14 protein-coding genes, 2 tRNA genes and 4 rRNA genes are annotated in these 19,625 nt (G+C 40.4%); 5 read left to right on the top strand and 15 right to left on the bottom strand.

Annotated elements, in window-relative coordinates; translation table 11 throughout:
• Window positions 1-28: 28 nt before the first annotated feature.
• Window positions 29-514 (bottom strand): nuclear transport factor 2 family protein, encoded by a 486-nt coding sequence (locus tag DBO93_RS01890; RefSeq protein ID WP_162533698.1) that lies wholly within the window; start codon window positions 512-514, stop codon window positions 29-31.
• An 84-nt stretch (window positions 515-598) separates the two neighbouring features.
• Complete coding sequence (locus DBO93_RS01885; protein WP_108454816.1) at window positions 599-1,507, bottom strand: bifunctional GNAT family N-acetyltransferase/hotdog fold thioesterase; 909 nt, start codon at window positions 1,505-1,507, stop codon at window positions 599-601.
• Between the two features lie 57 nt (window positions 1,508-1,564).
• On the opposite strand from DBO93_RS01885, the gene DBO93_RS01880 reads away from it, so the two are divergent.
• Window positions 1,565-2,335 (top strand): hypothetical protein, encoded by a 771-nt coding sequence (locus tag DBO93_RS01880; RefSeq protein WP_108454815.1) that lies wholly within the window; start codon window positions 1,565-1,567, stop codon window positions 2,333-2,335.
• A 6-nt stretch (window positions 2,336-2,341) separates the two neighbouring features.
• Here the strand turns inward: DBO93_RS01880 and dtd are convergent, their stop codons facing one another.
• From dtd to typA, 6 genes are all read right to left on the bottom strand, one after another.
• Window positions 2,342-2,779, bottom strand: a complete 438-nt coding sequence (dtd, locus tag DBO93_RS01875; RefSeq protein WP_108454814.1) for a D-aminoacyl-tRNA deacylase — start codon at window positions 2,777-2,779, stop codon at window positions 2,342-2,344.
• Window positions 2,776-3,750 carry a prolyl aminopeptidase gene (gene pip, locus DBO93_RS01870; RefSeq protein ID WP_239059071.1) on the bottom strand — a complete coding sequence of 325 codons (975 nt, stop codon included), beginning with the start codon at window positions 3,748-3,750 and terminating at the stop codon, window positions 2,776-2,778. Before pip ends, dtd begins: the two co-directional genes overlap by 4 nt.
• 61 nt (window positions 3,751-3,811) lie before the next feature.
• Window positions 3,812-4,690: a virulence factor BrkB family protein gene (locus DBO93_RS01865; RefSeq protein WP_108454813.1), complete on the bottom strand. Its 879-nt coding sequence runs from the start codon at window positions 4,688-4,690 to the stop codon at window positions 3,812-3,814.
• Window positions 4,691-5,066: 376 nt separating this feature from the next.
• Window positions 5,067-5,231, bottom strand: a complete 165-nt coding sequence (locus DBO93_RS18665; protein WP_162533697.1) for a hypothetical protein — start codon at window positions 5,229-5,231, stop codon at window positions 5,067-5,069.
• 46 nt (window positions 5,232-5,277) lie between these two features.
• Window positions 5,278-5,460: a hypothetical protein gene (locus DBO93_RS01860; protein ID WP_108454812.1), complete on the bottom strand. Its 183-nt coding sequence runs from the start codon at window positions 5,458-5,460 to the stop codon at window positions 5,278-5,280.
• 320 nt (window positions 5,461-5,780) lie between these two features.
• A complete protein-coding gene (typA, locus tag DBO93_RS01855) occupies window positions 5,781-7,598 on the bottom strand; it encodes a translational GTPase TypA (RefSeq protein WP_108454811.1) in 1,818 nt (605 codons plus the stop codon).
• Between the two features lie 344 nt (window positions 7,599-7,942).
• On the opposite strand from typA, the gene glnA reads away from it, so the two are divergent.
• The 4 genes from glnA to glnG all read left to right on the top strand — a co-directional run bounded on the left by glnA (window position 7,943) and on the right by glnG (window position 12,567).
• Entirely contained in the window at window positions 7,943-9,349 is a 1,407-nt protein-coding gene (glnA, locus tag DBO93_RS01850) for a glutamate--ammonia ligase (protein WP_108454810.1), read from the top strand.
• 122 nt (window positions 9,350-9,471) lie between these two features.
• Window positions 9,472-9,999, top strand: a complete 528-nt coding sequence (locus tag DBO93_RS01845; protein ID WP_239059070.1) for a DUF4124 domain-containing protein — start codon at window positions 9,472-9,474, stop codon at window positions 9,997-9,999.
• A 76-nt stretch (window positions 10,000-10,075) separates the two neighbouring features.
• Window positions 10,076-11,161 carry a nitrogen regulation protein NR(II) gene (gene glnL, locus DBO93_RS01840; protein WP_108454809.1) on the top strand — a complete coding sequence of 362 codons (1,086 nt, stop codon included), beginning with the start codon at window positions 10,076-10,078 and terminating at the stop codon, window positions 11,159-11,161.
• Window positions 11,161-12,567 (top strand): nitrogen regulation protein NR(I), encoded by a 1,407-nt coding sequence (gene glnG, locus DBO93_RS01835; protein WP_108454808.1) that lies wholly within the window; start codon window positions 11,161-11,163, stop codon window positions 12,565-12,567. The genes glnL and glnG overlap by 1 nt, the downstream gene beginning before the upstream one ends.
• 27 nt (window positions 12,568-12,594) lie before the next feature.
• Here glnG and epmA read toward each other — a convergent pair whose 3' ends face one another.
• From epmA to DBO93_RS01800, 7 genes are all read right to left on the bottom strand, one after another.
• The gene (epmA, locus tag DBO93_RS01830; RefSeq protein ID WP_108454807.1) at window positions 12,595-13,572 is read right to left on the bottom strand and encodes an elongation factor P--(R)-beta-lysine ligase; all 978 of its coding nucleotides are present in this window, start codon (window positions 13,570-13,572) and stop codon (window positions 12,595-12,597) included.
• A gap of 175 nt (window positions 13,573-13,747) precedes the next feature.
• Window positions 13,748-13,862: ribosomal RNA gene (gene rrf, locus DBO93_RS01825) — 5S ribosomal RNA — on the bottom strand.
• A 98-nt stretch (window positions 13,863-13,960) separates the two neighbouring features.
• Window positions 13,961-14,075: ribosomal RNA gene (rrf, locus tag DBO93_RS01820) — 5S ribosomal RNA — on the bottom strand.
• Window positions 14,076-14,279: 204 nt separating this feature from the next.
• A 23S ribosomal RNA gene (locus DBO93_RS01815) occupies window positions 14,280-17,170 on the bottom strand.
• Between the two features lie 408 nt (window positions 17,171-17,578).
• Window positions 17,579-17,655, bottom strand: a tRNA-Ile gene (locus tag DBO93_RS01810).
• 33 nt (window positions 17,656-17,688) lie between these two features.
• Window positions 17,689-17,764: transfer RNA gene (locus DBO93_RS01805), tRNA-Ala, on the bottom strand.
• A 103-nt stretch (window positions 17,765-17,867) separates the two neighbouring features.
• Window positions 17,868-19,411, bottom strand: a 16S ribosomal RNA gene (locus DBO93_RS01800).
• The 16S, 23S and 5S rRNA genes sit together here with 2 tRNA genes alongside, the layout of an rRNA operon.
• Between the last annotated feature and the right edge of the window lie 214 nt (window positions 19,412-19,625).

The following is a 19,625-nucleotide window of genomic DNA, read 5'->3' as shown; positions in this document are numbered from 1 at the left end:
GCATCTAACAAGTACGTTTAACCTAACATTAATTAGTGGTTAATCGGTGAGTCTTAATTGACTCAACCACTTCTTTGGCAATAGCATTGGGCACGACAATGGATAAATTATATTGTAATATTTTCCAACCTTTTGGCGTGTTAATTAACACGCCCGTACCTCGGCATAAGCCGTAGTTTTTATTTTCCAATAACTCATCAAAAAAAACAATATGACTGGCCTGTGTTCCCGTTACATTTCGCTCAATTGGTTTATATAACCAGCCATTACCCTGACTAAAATAAGGTTTTACGAATGCAGAAAATTCATTTTTATTCCAACGTTCACTACTATCGGTACCGAGGTAAATAGCATCTCTAGCGAGTAAACTCATGTATTTTTCAAAATCAGCTTCACTCGCTGCTTGGTGAAAACCATCAAGCACTTCATCAAGTTCACCATGAACCGTTTTAGTTAACGTTGCTGCTTGGGTAAATAAGCTGAAAAATATAAAACCGAACAATACTTTATACATAATGAATGACCTCATTGTTTAATCATTTTAGCCGTGTAATTTAATACCCGCTTTACGCGAGTATAGGTCGCTAAACGGCTAATTTTAACCACCTTGCTCATTGCGTTTTGCAATCGCAACATACGAACCGCTAAATAATGCCGCCACTTTATCACCACAACACACTTCTACATCAATATTAAAACGTGCATTTTTTCCAGCAATTAAAGGCTCTGTGTTACCCGTAATTAGATTCAACGTTGTTTGAGCATGTGCTATGCCCTCAAGTGGTGCAACATAACGAATACTCCCTTCAGCTAATACTATATCAGCGTGGTATGTTTGTTTTTGCAACAAAAAATATACCCACGCCCAGCCTGTTAGCGTTGCCAAAGTATAAATACTGCCGGCAAACATTGTATTATGAAGGTTTTTATTAAAACTTGGTTCACAGCTTGTCAGTAACTTCTGTTCATCAAAATAACAAATATTGATATTCATCGCCTTACTTAGCGGTATCGTTTCATGCCAAAGTTGCTGTAAATCAACTGCATTGTGAATTAGATGCTCATTAGCGTGTGAGATACTTTTAGTCATTTTAACGTGCTCAACATCGCCATAAAGCGTATGAGAGTATCCACCATTGGCATATCCTAGCTGTTGATAAAAACCTACAGCATTGCTGCGAGCATTTAACTCTATCGTTTTTATTCCTGCTACTGCAGCTATCTGCTCTAATTGACTTACCAGCAGTTTTCCAAGCCCTTGACCACGTAAATCGTCACTTATTGCCATGTAACGAATTTGTGCATGATATTGACTACTTTTATGTATTCGACCAACACCAACAATGTTATCCATATCGTCTACAATTACACGATGGTATGATTGGGCTTCTAAATCATCCTTTTCACTACCTAAGGGCTGTTGCCAAGGCGCACGCAATACTTGCCAACGCAGTTGATAATAGTGTGCTAGTTCAGCTTTATTTTTTGGAGCTCTACATGTGTACATTGTCTATGATTAATCTTATGCCAATGAAATATATTTATTTCAGGAATTTAATAACACGTGAAACTTACTCAACATGTTAACCAAGGTCGCTTAGTTTACCTCAGTAATACTGAAGACCAAATAACCATTAGCGAAAATAAGCACTATCGTTGGTTAGCATTTGACGATGTTATTCAGAGCGTTATGCATTTACGTTGCACATCAAAATTAACCTTACCTCACCAATACGCCGCCTTAATGCCTTTGTTATTTTTTCGACCAAATAAAGTGATAGAGCTTGGGCTCGGCGGAGGTAATTTAAGTCGATTCTTAAGTGCCTTGCAACCTAATATGACTATTTTAAGTATAGAGCTATCACAAACGGTTATCACTTGCTTTAAACGCTACTTTAACCCTCAACAGCATCCAATAATAATCGAGAATAGCGAAGCTTTAGAGTGGCTTCAACAATCACAACTTTCAACTACACCAGCAGCTGATTGGCTAATTTGTGATGTTTATCAACATCATGCTAAAAGCTTTCAAAGTCGAGTTGTGCTGCTAACCGCGCTAATAGATAACTTACAGAACAATGCTTGTTTAACTTTTAATTTGCCTGATCTTGACGATCATGAAATTAATCTCTGTTTGACTATTTTAAGGCAGCTGCAAAGCTCGCATCATATTATCTACTTTCATATCCCACGTTATCTCAATGTAGTTGTTCATTTACTACCAAAGCATTGGATAATTGATAATCTTAAAAAACGCTCAAAAAGTACTTACCTTTCACCCATTCAATATCTTAGGTGGCGAAAGTTATTCAGTCATCATATGAGTGCAAATTAACTAAAACTAGCCTTGTAGGTTGATAGTAACAGGGCCGTCATTTAACAACCTGACTTGCATGTCAGCCCCAAAAACACCTGTTGGCACTTTAAATCCCAAGTTGCGCAATTGCAGACAAAAATATTGATAAAGCGTATTGCTTAACTCTGCAGGTGCTGCGCTGGTAAAGCTTGGACGTAAACCTTTTGTTGTATTCGCTGCCAAAGTAAATTGTGAAACAACCAATATTTCACCTCCAACTTGTTTAACATTTAAATTCATTTTGCCATTTTCATCAGAGAAAATTCTATAGCCTGCTAAACGTTCAGCTAGGCGCTTAGCTTTTGCCTCTGTATCTTCAGGCTCAATGGCTAACAGCACTAATAAACCCTGTTCGATTTCGCCAACAATATTATTATCAACGCTGACACTGGCTTCTGTTACTCTTTGCATTAATGCGATCATTTACTAACACTCTGTTCGGCAATAAAATTAGCCATGGTATCTGTTGCTTTACAAAAGCCATCAATTGTTTGTGATTCAAAACCGCTATGCCCCGCATTAGGCAGAATTTGTAATTGTGCAGCAGGCCAGTTTTTCACTAACAAATCGGCACTACGTAATGGGCATACCATGTCATAACGACCATGAAGAATAATGGCAGGTATGGTACTAATCTTATCAATTGAGGCTAATATTAGGCCTTCTTCAATAAAGCATTTATTGACAAAATAATGACTCGATATTTTCGCCATACATAACGCTCGATGCGGGTAGTCATCAGCTTGAATATCAACTGGACTATGTTCTATTGTAGATAACCTTAACTCCCATAAACACCAAGCTTTACTAGCGGCTATCGCGGCAATTTCATTATTTCCGGTCAGCACGTCATAATAAGTTTGCAAGGTATTTACATCACTCAGTTCAGAGATTTGCTCTTTAAACTCACGGTAATATTCAGGAAAGAAGCTTGCAGCGCCATGCGGTTTATAAAGCCAGTCATACTCTGCTTTTGTGCCAAGAAATATACCTCTTAAAATAAAGCCTAATATTACCTCGGGATATTGAATACCATAAAGTAATGCTAACGTTGTTCCCCATGACCCACCTGCAATTAACCAATGCGAAATAGATAAATGCTTTCGAATGGCTTCAAGGTCTGACACTAAGTGAGGCGGAGTATTGTGACTTAAGCTAGGAGATGGTTTTGAGCGTCCACAGCCACGTTGATCGAATAAAATGATACGATATTTTTCAGGGTCAAAATATCGTCGATGATTTTTACTTGAGCCACCACCTGGACCGCCGTGAAGATAGACTACCGCGATCCCATTTGGGTTACCCGATTGTTCAATATAGAGTTGATGTCCATCGCCAACGTCAAGCCACTCTTGATGATAAACCGCAATATTTGGAAAAAGCATTCTAGACATATACCGTCCCTTATATAAAATCTATTCGGTTGAATATAATACTGTATAAAGTAATAAGCGTTTAATCTGCTTCTTGCTCAGATAATTTAGCTTTTTGTGCCTCGTCAAAATCTTCCAGTGACACGGTAAACAAAGCGCCAATTAACACGACTAACCAGCTCAAATATACCCATAAAAATAAAATAGGAATACTGGATAATGCTCCGTATATAGCTTGGTAAGATGGTATTTGAGTCACATAAATCGCAAACGCTTTTTTCGCGATTTCAAATAAAACAGCCGCTAATGCTGCCCCCGCCAAAGCAAATTTAACGGGTATAACTTTATTAGGTACTACCATGTATAAAATGAAAAAAGCCGTCGTAGATGCAATTAAAGGCAGTGCTCGTACAAAAATATTAGTAACGCCTAATAGGTCGTAATCACCTATAGATACCAGTGAGATAATATAAGAGCTAATAACTAAACTACTGCCCACCAATACAGGCCCTAACGTTAATACCATCCAATACATTGAGAATGAAGTGATGACTCTGCGCTTTTCATTCACACGCCATAATTTATTTAAACATTTATCAATAGCGGAAATCAGCATCATAGCCAAAACAAATAATGCACTTATTGCCACAGCAGACATTTTAGATGCATTACTTACAAAGCCTGCAATATGTTCTTGAACAACATCTCCAGAAGCAGGCACAAAATTTATATAAACGAAGTTTTCAATCAGTTGTCTTATTTCGGAGAATATAGGAAAGGCAGTCATCATAGATAACATAACGACCATTAATGGCACCAATGACATCAAAGTAACATAAGATAAATAGCCCGCCGTGACATGGATACGTTCAGTTTTAAAATTCTCTATAAATAAGAGCAAAAAGCCAAAGCCATTTTCTACAAAACGATGTTGTTTTACTTTTTCTAATTTAGGATGCATATATATTACTAGTTAGCGCTATTACATTTATAGTAAGGCAATGTATAAAATAACGGTAGTGAAAATCGAAAAATTTTACCTTTCAGCTACTTATTTCGCCAGGTAGCCACTTATCTAGGTATTTTTTCAAATTGCCACTTCTCCAGATAAGCGATGCACAATTAAATAAATAGACTATTTACACTCAAATTATTTAATGTAGTCTCGCAATGATAAATTCAGCGCCTTAATTAACTGAATCAATGAGCTAAAATTATCAAAAAATTTTTAAGAGGTAAAAATGGTGTATTAATTTACAAGCTTACTCTCGTAATAAGATGAAAGTAAGCTTGTAAATAACCTAACCAATCTTGTTAGGTTACTTCAAAGAATTGAGTCAGTACGAGGATGTAATTTGTTCTATATTTTCATCTGGCCAGCTAGATAATTGATTAATTTCCGCGAGCAGCGTCGACAGTTGTTTTATATTATTTGGACTAGCAATTCCTTGCTCAAATAATTCACTCAATCTTTGTAAGGTTTTCAATTGCTCTGGTGACATTAAGAAATCTCCCTTTTCTCTCATTATTCAACAAATGGTTATAAAGCTAGCTTGCTGTTCTTATAGCAGCGGTTGGAAAAGTCATCACTTTACTTTTTATATGATCTCGCCCTTCATTGATATATTCACTATACAACTCTGCAAGCTCCCCTTTTTCTAATAATTTTGCATTATTATTAACAGCTTTCTCAAATAGGTAATTTAGCCTAGTTAATTTATTAGCACCCATGATAATTACCCTCCTGATATTGAAACGATAATAAACACTTCATAAATTAAATATAGCAGTTAATACCATGACTAAAAGGTAGGGAAATACAATTTAAGAAATAAATTTACAGTAGTGATAAGTGCTCATTAAAAATAAAGCCTAATAAATTGAATTTATTGACTTTATATGATTGTAGAAATATTCAGAGTGGATATTAAGAGGTATTGATTGAGATATGTCTTACATTGACTGCCGATATAACTTCATTTATTAACATGTTGAAATAAAAAAGCCACCTGAATTACTTCAGATGGCTTGATATTAATTAACTTTTAACGTTATTTAGGTGAACGACCTTCACGTTTACGATCATTCTCTTTCAAGAATTTTTTACGTATACGAATACTTTCCGGTGTTACTTCTACCAATTCATCGTTATCGATAAATTCTAATGCTTGCTCTAAAGACATAACAATAGGTGGCGTTAATGTTTGTGCTTCATCAGTACCTGATGAACGAACGTTAGTTAACTGCTTACCTTTAAGGGCATTTACTGTTAAATCGTTATCACGGCTATGAATACCAATAACTTGACCTTCATAAATATCAACACCGTGTCCGATTAACATACGACCACGAGACTGTAAGTTAAAGATAGCGTTAGTTAATGCTTTACCTGTTGCATTACCAATCATTACACCATTTTTACGTTGGCCAATTTCGCCACCTTTATGAGGACCGTATTCGAAGAATGTATGGTAAATCAAACCAGAACCAGACGTTAATGTCATGAACTCAGTTTGGAAACCAATTAAACCACGGCTTGGCATGATAAAGTCCATACGGATACGACCAGTACCATCTGGTGCCATATCAGTTAACTCTGCTTTACGAACACCCATTTTTTCCATGATAGGACCTTGATGCTGTTCTTCAACATCAATAGTTACTGTTTCGTAAGGTTCTTGCAATTCGCCATTAACTTCACGAATAATTACTTCTGGACGTGAAACAGCAAGTTCAAAACCTTCACGACGCATATTTTCAATTAGGATACCTAAATGAAGTTCACCACGACCTGATACTTTAAATTTATCCGCATCATCTAACTGTTCAACACGTAAAGCAACGTTATGAATCAATTCTTTTTCTAAGCGGTCTTTAATGTTACGTGAAGTAACATACTTACCTTCTTTACCACAAAATGGTGAAGTGTTTACTTGGAAAGTCATGTTGATTGTAGGTTCATCAACAGATAGTGCTGGTAAGCCTTCAACTTCTGTAGGACAACATACAGTATCTGATATTTTCAATTCGCCCAAGCCAGTGATAGCGATAATGTCACCAGCAAAACCTTCAGCAATATCGTGACGCTCTAGACCTAAGTAACCAAATACTTTACCAACTTTAGCGTTATGAACGCCACCGTTTGCTAATTTGATAGTAACTTGTTGATTCGGTTTTACAGAACCACGTGTAATACGACCAACACCAATTACACCTAAGTATGAGCTGTAATCAAGTTGAGAGATTTGCATTTGGAATGGACCATCTGGATCCGCTGTTGGTGCTGGCACTTCTTTAAGAATAGTATCAAAAAGTGGTGTCATATCTGTACCAGTTGCGCCTTCTTCAAGCGTAGCCCAACCATTGATTGCTGAAGCGTATACAACTTTAAAATCAAGTTGTTCATCAGTAGCACCAAGGTTATCAAACAATTCAAAAACTTGATCCATAACCCAATCAGGACGAGAACCAGGCTTATCAACTTTATTGATAACTACAATTGGCTTTAAACCTTGAGCAAACGCTTTTTTCGTTACGAAACGCGTTTGAGGCATAGGGCCTTCTTGTGCATCAACAATAAGTAGCACTGAATCTACCATTGACATAACACGCTCAACTTCACCACCGAAGTCAGCATGGCCAGGAGTATCTACAATGTTTACACGGTAGCCATTCCAGTTAATAGCCGTGTTTTTAGCTAAGATTGTGATACCACGTTCTTTTTCGATATCATTTGAGTCCATCGTACGTTCTTCTAGACCGCCACGGGCGTCTAGCGTACCTGACTGCTCAAGTAATTTATCAACTAAAGTGGTTTTTCCGTGGTCAACGTGAGCAATAATTGCCACATTTCTTAATTTATCTAACACAGGCGTTACTCGCTGTTACTATCGTTTATTGCTACTTCAAGCAGTTTAACGAAATAGGGCTACAATTGGGCGCGTATTATACAGTAGAAGTCTCAGCAAAGACACCATGATAAGAAAATATAACCAACAAAATATTATTCAATTGATATACTGAGTTGGTTAAATTACCTTATACGCACCACAATAACGCAGGCATTGCACAATGTCGGTGCAGCAGCCGGTAATTAAAAACATTAAAGTCATATATTTCAATGGCTTTAGCATTGGCACAGTATTCGCTTTAGCACAATCATATAAAATTAAGTTTTTCAAAATTTAAGCAATAACTTCACTGGAGACTTTCAATGTCAAACGCAGTTTTAGATCTAATTAAAGAACATGACGTTAAATTTATCGATTTACGTTTTACGGATTCAAAAGGTAAAGAGCAACACGTTTCAATTCCTCATCATCAAGTAACAGAAGATTTCTTTGAAGACGGTAAAATGTTTGATGGTTCTTCTATTCAAGGATGGAAAGGTATCGACGAGTCAGACATGGTTATGATGCCAATTGCTGAATCTGCTGTACTTGACCCATTCACTGAAGCGGTTACATTGAACATTCGTTGTGACATTCTTGAACCTGCGACTATGCAAGGTTACAGTCGTGACCCTCGTTCAGTAGCTAAACGTGCTGAAGATTACATGCGCAGCACTGGTATTGCAGACACCGTATTAATTGGTCCTGAGCCTGAATTTTTCGTTTTTGATGATGTGCGTTTCCACACAGATATGAGTGGTTCGTTTTACAAGATTGATGATAAAGAAGCCGCTTGGAATTCTGGTACAGAATACGAAGAAGGTAATATGGGACATCGTCCAGGCGTGAAAGGTGGTTATTTCCCTACATCGCCAGTAGATTCGTCTCAAGATTTACGTTCAGCTATGTGTCTAGTTATGGAAGAAATGGGCTTAGTTGTTGAAGCACATCACCATGAAGTAGCTACAGCAGGACAAAATGAAATTGCTTGTCGCTTTAACACTATGGTATTAAAAGCGGATGAAGTGCAAATATACAAATATGTTGTTCATAACGTTGCTCATGCTTACGGAAAAACAGCTACATTTATGCCTAAGCCTCTAGTAGGTGATAACGGTACAGGTATGCATGTTCATCAATCTTTAGCCAAAGACGGTGTGAACTTGTTTTCTGGTGATAAATACGGTGGATTGTCTGAAATGGCTCTTTATTATGTTGGTGGTATCATCAAGCATGCTAAAGCACTTAATGCCTTTACAAATGCGTCAACTAACTCGTACAAACGCCTAGTACCTGGTTTTGAAGCTCCTGTAATGCTAGCTTACTCTGCACGTAACCGTTCAGCGTCAATTCGTATTCCAATTGTACCATCACCTAAAGCAATGCGAATCGAAGTTCGTTTCCCAGATCCTACAATGAATCCTTACCTAGGTTTTTCAGCTATGTTAATGGCTGGCCTTGACGGAATCAAAAACAAGATCCATCCTGGCGATGCTATGGACAAAGATTTATATGACCTACCAGCGGAAGAAGCAGCAGAAATTCCACAAGTAGCATCATCATTATCAGAAGCATTAGACGCTTTAGAAAATGACATGGATTTCTTAACTGAAGGTGGTGTTATGGATAAAGACATGATCGATGCCTATATCAACATTAAACGTTCAGAAGTAGAATTATTAAACTCAACAACTCACCCAGTTGAATTTGATATGTACTACAGCGTGTAGTGAATTCAAATAGATAGATTTAAAAAAGCTCACCTAGGTGAGCTTTTTTTGTGGTACATTTGTAATAATTTGGATAGATTATACGTAATTAAGATAAAACCTACGGAACAGGAATATCACTTTTGATTCACATTGCGCGTTTTTGCATTTTTTATATTTTAATGACACAAGCTTTTTCTGTTTTTGCAGGCTCAGCTAAGGTTTATGTGTGGCGAAACGAGCAAGGAGTATTAGTATTTTCTGATAGCCCTAAACCTGGTGCTGAAGAAGTTGATATTAAAGAACCTAACACCATAAAATCCTCCGTCGACACTTCTATTTTAGACATTAAACCTAAAGTCATCGACAACAGTTATCAAGTCGAAATTATTCAACCCGAAAATAATGCCACCATAAGAGACAACACTGGCTCTGCTTACGTGTCTGGTCGTATAAAACCTATTTTTAAGCGTGGCCTGCAAATACAATTGTACTTAGATGATAAACCCTATAAAAAACCACAAACTCATTCAATGTTTGTACTAAGAGATATAGACAGAGGCGAGCACCAAATAAAAATGTCACTACTTGATGATAAAGGCAAGGTTATTGCAACGTCATCTCCAGTAACGTTTTATATGCATAGAATATCGGTTAATAAGGCAAACTAGCCGGATTTCAGTGCATATTGCACCAACTTTATTTACACTCGTTACTTAGCGCACCAATTTAGTGCAAGGAAAAGTAATGACTAAAACTGTGGTAAATTTAAAAGAAATAAAAAGACACTATCAACAAGCATTACCAAATCAAATGGTAACGGCCATCGTTGTCTTAGATCAAGACCTGTCCATATGTTATGTCAATCCAGCAGCTGAAGCTCTATTAGTTAAAAGTTTAAGTAAAATTTACTTATTACCCATCGACCAAGTTTTTTACAACACCCCCATTAGTAACAAGCGCTTGCAACAGTTGTTGACTACCGGCCAAGAGTTCAGTGACAGCGATGTTTCTATTGAATTTTTCGACCAACGACAAATAACCGTTGAAATAACCGCATCATCTGTAAGCTTTGATCAATCTCCACATATTTTATTAGAGTTCAAACAAATTGATCAGCAAAAACAAATCAGTGCCGAAGCCTTTCAACAACAACAGTGGGAGTCTGCGCGAGATCTTATTCGTGGCCTAGCCCATGAGATTAAAAATCCATTAGGCGGCTTACGCGGTGCAGCTCAATTATTAGATTTAGAACTAAATGAAGAGCAAAAAGAATATACCGCAATGATCATCGAGCAAGCTGATAGATTAACAAACTTAGTGGACCGTTTATTAGGCCCTAACTACCTGCCAGTGATGAAGTTACAAAATATACATATGGTCATCGAAAAAGTATTCCAACTGACAAAATTTGATAACCCTAAAAATATTATATTAGCGCGTGATTATGACCCTTCCATTCCTGAGTTAACATTTGATCAAGACAAAATTCAGCAAACCGTGATCAACATTGTACATAACGCCATACAAGCTTTAGACAGTGAAAGTAAAATTACGCTTAGAACAAGAGCAGCAAGTAATAAAACCATTAATGGCAAGCGTATTAAACTGTGTGCAGAAATCAGCATTATTGATAATGGACCCGGTATTCCTGAACATATTCAAAGTACATTGTTCTACCCTATGGTTTCAGGACGAGCTTCAGGCACAGGCTTAGGGCTATCTATTTGCCAAACTATAATCCATCAACATCACGGTAAATTATCCTGTATAAGTCGACCTGGGCATACAGAGTTTACTATTTTGATACCTTTTGAAAGCGAGATAAAATAATGATCACCGAACAAGTATGGATCGTCGATGATGATAGTTCAATTAGATGGGTGCTAGAAAAAGCGCTTTCAAATGCCAATATAAGTGTAGGCACATTTCATAATCCAGAAGACCTATTGGTTGCATTAGAACATACCCAACCTGAAGTGATTATTTCAGACATACGTATGCCAAATATTGATGGTATGACCTTATTAGGTCAAATTAATGATGAGTACCCTTATATACCCGTTATTATCATGACTGCACATTCTGACCTTGATAGTGCAGTAAATGCATACCAAGGTGGTGCGTTTGAATATCTTCCTAAGCCTTTTGATATTGATGATGCTGTTACATTAGCCAATAGAGCGTTAACACATGCTCGCGAGCAAAAATCTAAAAAGCAAAACGTAGTCCCATCAGCTGATACTGTTGGTATAATTGGCGCAGCGCCATCTATGCAAGAAGTTTTTAGGACGATAGGACGCTTATCGCGTTCGAGCATCAGTGTATTAATTAACGGAGAATCAGGAACAGGTAAGGAATTGGTTGCTCATGCGTTACATATGCACAGCCCCCGTTCATCTGCACCTTTTATCCCTCTTAACATGGCCGCCATACCAAAAGATTTAATTGAATCTGAGTTATTTGGTCATGAAAAAGGTGCCTTTACGGGTGCTAATGCTGTTCGTCATGGACGGTTTGAGCAAGCACATCAAGGGACATTATTCTTAGATGAAATTGGTGATATGCCACTTGATATTCAAACAAGGTTATTACGAGTCCTCGCTGATGGACAATTTTATCGAGTAGGCGGACACTCTCCTATACAAGTTGATGTTCGTATTATTGCTGCTACACATCAAAATTTAGAAGAACGAGTAACGAATGGAGATTTTCGTGACGATCTTTTTCATAGACTCAACGTTATCAGAATTCAAATACCAAGTTTACGTGAAAGAAAAGAAGATATCAGCCAACTGGCTCAACATTTCCTCAAGCAAGCAGCAAACGAATTAGCCGTTGAAGTTAAAACATTGCATAAAAGTACACTTTCATATTTAGAACATTGTGAATGGCCTGGAAATGTTAGACAACTTGAAAATATATGTCGATTCCTTACTGTTATGGCAAGCGGAAAAGAAATTCTAATGTCAGACTTACCTAGCGAACTCACGGTTAAAGCTGTAACGGTAAAAAGTTCTAATGGCAGCTGGCAAGATAACTTAAAGAAGTGGGTTGATACTGAATTATCATCAGGTAAAAGTAATATTATAGAACAAGCATTACCAGAGTTTGAAAAAGTATTATTGGAAAGTGCCTTAAAACATACTCAAGGACATAAACAAGAAGCAGCTAAACGTTTAGGCTGGGGAAGAAATACATTAACACGTAAATTGAAAGAATTAGACATGCCAGATTAGTTTATAAATCTGGCGGCAATTTGTATCTTAGGCATTGGATAACGGAAAAGTTATAACATCATCAATCTTGTTTACTGATAATGCAATCATAACCAATCTGTCAATGCCAAGTGCTACACCGGCACATGCAGGTAAACCCTGTTCGAGCGCAGCAATAAAATTTTCATCTATCTCAAGAGTAGGCTTACCTAATTGTTTTCTAAGGTCGTTGTCTTGCATAAATCGTAGTTTTTGTTGCTCTACATTCGTTAATTCATTAAAACCATTAGCGAGTTCTACCCCCTTGTAATAACATTCAAATCGCTCAGCTACGCGTATATCTTTACTCGATATTTTTGCTAATGAGGCTTGGCTAGCGGGAAAGTCATACACAAAACATGGCGTGTCCTTGCCAATATCAGGCTCTATTAATTCTGCCATAATAAACTGTAGTAAGGTATCAACAGACTCTTCTTCCTGTAACCAATCACTTAGTTTATCAAACTGTGTAATAACACCTATCAGTTCTTTAATATTAGTATTTAATGGATCAAGGTTAACTTTATTAATAAATAGCGCTTGATAGCTAATTCTTTCAATTTTATCGCACTTAAGAATTAACTGCATGAGTTCTTCAACCTCATCCATCAGGTCAAAATGGTTAAAACCTAATCGATACCATTCCAACATAGTAAACTCAGGATTATGGTACCTTCCTTGCTGTTCATGACGAAATGCTTTACATATTTGATAACAACATCGATAGCCACTTGCTAACAGACGTTTCATTGCAAATTCTGGCGAGGTTTGAGCATATAAGACTGTTGACTCACTACAGTGACTTTCTGCTGAGTAATTAAAGTGAGTAACAAAGGCATCTAGGTGTGGATCAGTTACTGATGAACTTGATAAAAGTGGGGTATCGACTTCAATAACATCACGTTCTGAAAAAAATAACCTGATTAAAGATAGCACCTGCGAACGTTGCTTAGCATGGTGCCAATCCATAGTGGGTTGCCATGACATAAAAGTTACCTACCTTAAGGAAGAAATATTATTGGAATATTGACTAACAGTGTAATCAAAAGGCTAAAAGATGAACAATTGGTTTTACTACAGTCGCTGTTGTTAGGATACGATAAATAAAAACGCATAAACAGCAAAAAGCCCGACTCTTTCGAATCGGGCTTCTTAAATAGGAGCCTGATAATGTCCTACTCTCACATGGGAACTCCCACACTACCATCGGCGCTAACACGTTTCACTTCTGAGTTCGGAATGGGATCAGGTGGGACCATGTCGCTATTGTCATCAGACAAAAAACTTTATGAATTAATTAACTTAAAAATTAGCTAAGTCATAAGGTTTTAGACAAAAAACCCGTAGCGTCAGCTACGGGTTTCTCTAAATAGAAGCCTAGCAATGTCCTACTCTCACATGGGAACTCCCACACTACCATCGGCGCTAACACGTTTCACTTCTGAGTTCGGAATGGGATCAGGTGGGGCCATGTCGCTATTGTCGCTAGACAAAAAGGGTACAATCTTGAAAGCTGTTCATTAAGACGTGTCTCAATGATAATAAATACGTTTTGACGTGCACGGATGCACTAATGTCGTGTTGGCATGGATGCCAAAGAACGACGCTTCTCTTATTCACACAATTGTCATGCGTGATGCGTGTATTCCTACACTTTTGTCAAACTTCATACAACAAAACCACTTGGGTGTTGTATGGTTAAGCCTCACGGGTAATTAGTATTGGTTAGCTCAATGCCTCGCAGCACTTCCACACCCAACCTATCAACGTTGTAGTCTCCAACGACCCTTTAGGGAGCTTAAAGCTCCAGTGAGAACTCATCTCAAAGCCTGCTTCCCGCTTAGATGCTTTCAGCGGTTATCAGTTCCGAACGTAGCTACCGGGCAATGCTATTGGCATAACAACCCGAACACCAGCGGTTCGTCCACTCCGGTCCTCTCGTACTAGGAGCAGCCCTCTTCAATTCTCAAACGCCCACGGCAGATAGGGACCGAACTGTCTCACGACGTTCTAAACCCAGCTCGCGTACCACTTTAAATGGCGAACAGCCATACCCTTGGGACCGACTTCAGCCCCAGGATGTGATGAGCCGACATCGAGGTGCCAAACACCGCCGTCGATATGAACTCTTGGGCGGTATCAGCCTGTTATCCCCGGAGTACCTTTTATCCGTTGAGCGATGGCCCTTCCATACAGAACCACCGGATCACTATGACCTACTTTCGTACCTGCTCGACGTGTCTGTCTCGCAGTTAAGCTGGCTTATGCCATTGCACTAACCGTACGATGTCCGACCGTACTTAGCCAACCTTCGTGCTCCTCCGTTACTCTTTAGGAGGAGACCGCCCCAGTCAAACTACCCACCAGACAGTGTCCCCAAGCCCGATAAGGGCCCTAGGTTAGAACATCACGCATACAAGGGTGGTATTTCAAGGTTGGCTCCACCGCATCTGGCGACACGGTTTCAAAGCCTCCCACCTATCCTACACATGTAGGAGCAATGTTCACTGTCAAGCTATAGTAAAGGTTCACGGGGTCTTTCCGTCTAGCCGCGGGTATACGGCATCTTAACCGCAATTTCAATTTCACTGAGTCTCGGGTGGAGACAGTGTGGCCATGATTACGCCATTCGTGCAGGTCGGAACTTACCCGACAAGGAATTTCGCTACCTTAGGACCGTTATAGTTACGGCCGCCGTTTACCGGGGCTTCGATCATGAGCTTCTCCGAAGATAACCCAATCAATTAACCTTCCGGCACCGGGCAGGCGTCACACCGTATACGTCATCTTTCGATTTTGCACAGTGCTGTGTTTTTAATAAACAGTTCCAGCCACCTGGTTACTTCGACTCTCCTGTGCTTACTCCGCAAGGGATTCACACGAGAGAGCGTACCTTCTCCGAAGTTACGGTACTATTTTGCCTAGTTCCTTCACCCGAGTTCTCTCAAGCGCCTTAGTATTCTCTACCTAACCACCTGTGTCGGTTTGGGGTACGGTTCCTATATATCTGAAGCTTAGAAGCTTTTCCTGGAAGCATGGCATCAATGACTTCAACTCCGTAGAGTCTCGTCTCGTATCTCAGCGTTGAATGAAGTCCCGGATTTACCTAAGACAACCGCCTACATACTTTCACACGGACTACCAACGCCGTGCTCACCTAGCCTACTCCGTCCCTCCTTCGCAATATATAGAAGTACAGAAATATTAATCTGTTTCCCATCGACTACGCGTTTCCGCCTCGCCTTAGGGGCCGACTTACCCTGCCCTGATTAACATGGGACAGGAAACCTTGGTCTTTCGGCGGGGGAGTTTTTCACTCCCCTTATCGTTACTCATGTCAGCATTCGCACTTCTGATACCTCCAGCAAGCTTTACAACTCACCTTCAACGGCTTACAGAACGCTCCCCTACCACTTGTTCCTAAGAACAAATCCGCAGCTTCGGTGACTAGTTTAGCCCCGTTACATCTTCCGCGCAGACCGACTCGACTAGTGAGCTATTACGCTTTCTTTAAAGGATGGCTGCTTCTAAGCCAACCTCCTAGCTGTCTATGCCTTTCCACATCGTTTCCCACTTAACTAGTACTTTGGGACCTTAGCTGGCGGTCTGGGTTGTTTCCCTCTTCACAACGGACGTTAGCACCCGTAGTGTGTCTCCCGCATATCACTCATTGGTATTCGGAGTTTGCAAAGGGTTGGTAAGTCGGGATGACCCCCTAGCCTTAACAGTGCTCTACCCCCAATGGTGTTCGTGCGAGGCTCTACCTAAATAGATTTCGGGGAGAACCAGCTATCTCCCGGCTTGATTAGCCTTTCACTCCGACCCACAAGTCATCACCGCATTTTTCAACATACGTGTGTTCGGTCCTCCAGTTGATGTTACTCAACCTTCAACCTGCCCATGGGTAGATCGCCGGGTTTCGGGTCTATACCCTGCAACTAAACGCGCAGTTAACACTCGCTTTCGCTACGGCTCCCCTATTCGGTTAACCTTGCTACAGAATATAAGTCGCTGACCCATTATACAAAAGGTACGCAATCACCGGACTAAATCCGGCTCTCACTGCTTGTACGTATGCGGTTTCAGGTTCTATTTCACTCCCCTCACAGGGGTTCTTTTCGCCTTTCCCTCACGGTACTGGTTCACTATCGGTCAGTTAGGAGTATTTAGCCTTGGAGGATGGTCCCCCCATGTTCAGTCAACGTTTCACGTGTGCCGACCTACTCGATTTCATGATAAGTTTATTTTCGTGTACGGGCTATCACCCTGTATCGCTCTACTTTCCAGTAGATTCCACTAACTTACAAACCACTTAAGGGCTAATTCGCGTTCGCTCGCCGCTACTAACGAAATCTCGGTTGATTTCTTTTCCTCGGGGTACTTAGATGTTTCAGTTCTCCCGGTTCGCCTCATTAAGCTATGTATTCACTTAATGATACCCAAGTTACCTTGGGTGGGTTTCCCCATTCGGACATCTTTGGCTATAACGGTTTTTATCACCTCACCAAAGCTTTTCGCAGATTAACACGTCCTTCATCGCCTCTAACTGCCAAGGCATCCACCACATACGCTTAGTCACTTAACCATACAACCCCAAGTAGTTTCCTATTTGGTACAAGCAGGTGACAAAACCCGCTCAATTGTAAAGTCTGACATTTTCACGCACACAAAGTGTGTCTTGAATAAGAGTGGTAATAAATTTAACTCGTAAAAGTAAATTTACTACCGGGTTGATTACGTTTCCGAGGAGGAACCGTAATCACCATCATTAACAGGCGATATTCCCGTTAATAACAGCTTGGTATTTATAATTTACAAACAACAGCGCGACACCGTGTTTGTCATATAAATACCGGTATTTATATCAGCTTTCCAGATTGTTAAAGAACTAAATTCATACGCGCATTCGGTATAAATCTTGGTTTAAAAAACCAAACTTAACTTATCAACTTGAGATAGTTTAAGTTTGGTCTCTTTCTTTATGAAGAAGAATTGGTAGGTCTGGGCAGACTTGAACTGCCGACCTCACCCTTATCAGGGGTGCGCTCTAACCAGCTGAGCTACAGACCTGCATCGCATCAAAAATCGATACTACATAATAAGTGGTGGAGCTAAGCAGGATCGAACTGCTGACCTCCTGCGTGCAAGGCAGGCGCTCTCCCAGCTGAGCTATAGCCCCTTATTATGCTAGGGTTTTACGTTTTCTTCTTCTAATTTGTTATCATGTAATTTGTGTAGACACTCTGAAACCGAGGTTTCCATTAAGCTGCTTTACTTCAAGATAAGGAGGTGATCCAACCCCAGGTTCCCCTAGGGTTACCTTGTTACGACTTCACCCCAGTCATGAATCACAAAGTGGTGACCGTCCTCCCCGAAGGGTTAAACTAGCCACTTCTTTTGCAACCCACTCCCATGGTGTGACGGGCGGTGTGTACAAGGCCCGGGAACGTATTCACCGTAGCATTCTGATCTACGATTACTAGCGATTCCGACTTCATGGAGTCGAGTTGCAGACTCCAATCCGGACTACGACAAGCTTTGTGGGATTCGCTCCACCTCGCGGTATTGCTGCCCTCTGTACTTGCCATTGTAGCACGTGTGTAGCCCATCCCGTAAGGGCCATGATGACTTGACGTCGTCCCCACCTTCCTCCGGTTTATCACCGGCAGTCTCCTTAGAGTTCCCGCCACTACGCGCTGGCAAATAAGGATAGGGGTTGCGCTCGTTGCGGGACTTAACCCAACATTTCACAACACGAGCTGACGACAGCCATGCAGCACCTGTCACAGAGTTCCCGAAGGCACAAGTCTATCTCTAGTCTCTTCTCTGGATGTCAAGGGATGGTAAGGTTCTTCGCGTTGCATCGAATTAAACCACATGCTCCACCGCTTGTGCGGGCCCCCGTCAATTCATTTGAGTTTTAACCTTGCGGCCGTACTCCCCAGGCGGTCAACTTAGCGCGTTAGCTACGCCACCCACAGATCAAGTCTACAGACGGCTAGTTGACATCGTTTACGGCGTGGACTACCAGGGTATCTAATCCTGTTTGCTCCCCACGCTTTCGTGCCTCAGTGTCAGTCTTTGTCCAGGTAGCCGCCTTCGCCACTGATGTTCCTTCCAATCTCTACGCATTTCACCGCTACACTGGAAATTCCACTACCCTCTACAAAACTCTAGCTTGCCAGTTCAAAATGCAGTTCCCAGGTTGAGCCCAGGGCTTTCACATCTTGCTTAACAAACCACCTACGCACGCTTTACGCCCAGTAATTCCGATTAACGCTTGCACCCCTCGTATTACCGCGGCTGCTGGCACGAAGTTAGCCGGTGCTTCTTCTGCGAGTAACGTCACAGCTAGCAGTTATTAACTACTAACCTTTCCTCCTCGCTGAAAGTGCTTTACAACCCGAAGGCCTTCTTCACACACGCGGCATGGCTGCATCAGGCTTTCGCCCATTGTGCAATATTCCCCACTGCTGCCTCCCGTAGGAGTCTGGGCCGTGTCTCAGTCCCAGTGTGGCTGATCATCCTCTCAAACCAGCTAGAGATCGTCGCCTTGGTAAGCCATTACCTTACCAACTAGCTAATCTCACTTGGGCTAATCAATGAGCGAGAGGTGCCGAAGCGTCCCCCCTTTGGTCCGTAGACGTTATGCGGTATTAGCAGTCGTTTCCAACTGTTGTCCCCCACTCAAAGGCATATTCCCAAGCATTACTCACCCGTCCGCCGCTCGTCAGCAGATAGCAAGCTATCTCTGTTACCGCTCGACTTGCATGTGTTAAGCCTGCCGCCAGCGTTCAATCTGAGCCATGATCAAACTCTTCAATTAAAAATCGTTTGTGATGCTCACCTTAACTAACCGAAGTTAACCAAGAAAAGACATCTGCTCAATGAATTCTGTCGTGTTACTTTCTATCCGACTAAAGAAGAAAGTAACTACATAAAACGTATATTTAAACTCGAAAGTCTAAATGATACTTATTTTTTGTGTGACATCATATTAAGCTGTTTTTTTGTTACCCGAGGGTAACTATGTAAAATCA

The organism is Colwellia sp. Arc7-D (assembly GCF_003061515.1).
Taxonomy (GTDB): domain Bacteria; phylum Pseudomonadota; class Gammaproteobacteria; order Enterobacterales; family Alteromonadaceae; genus Cognaticolwellia.
This window is presented reverse-complemented; position numbering and strand designations above follow the sequence as displayed.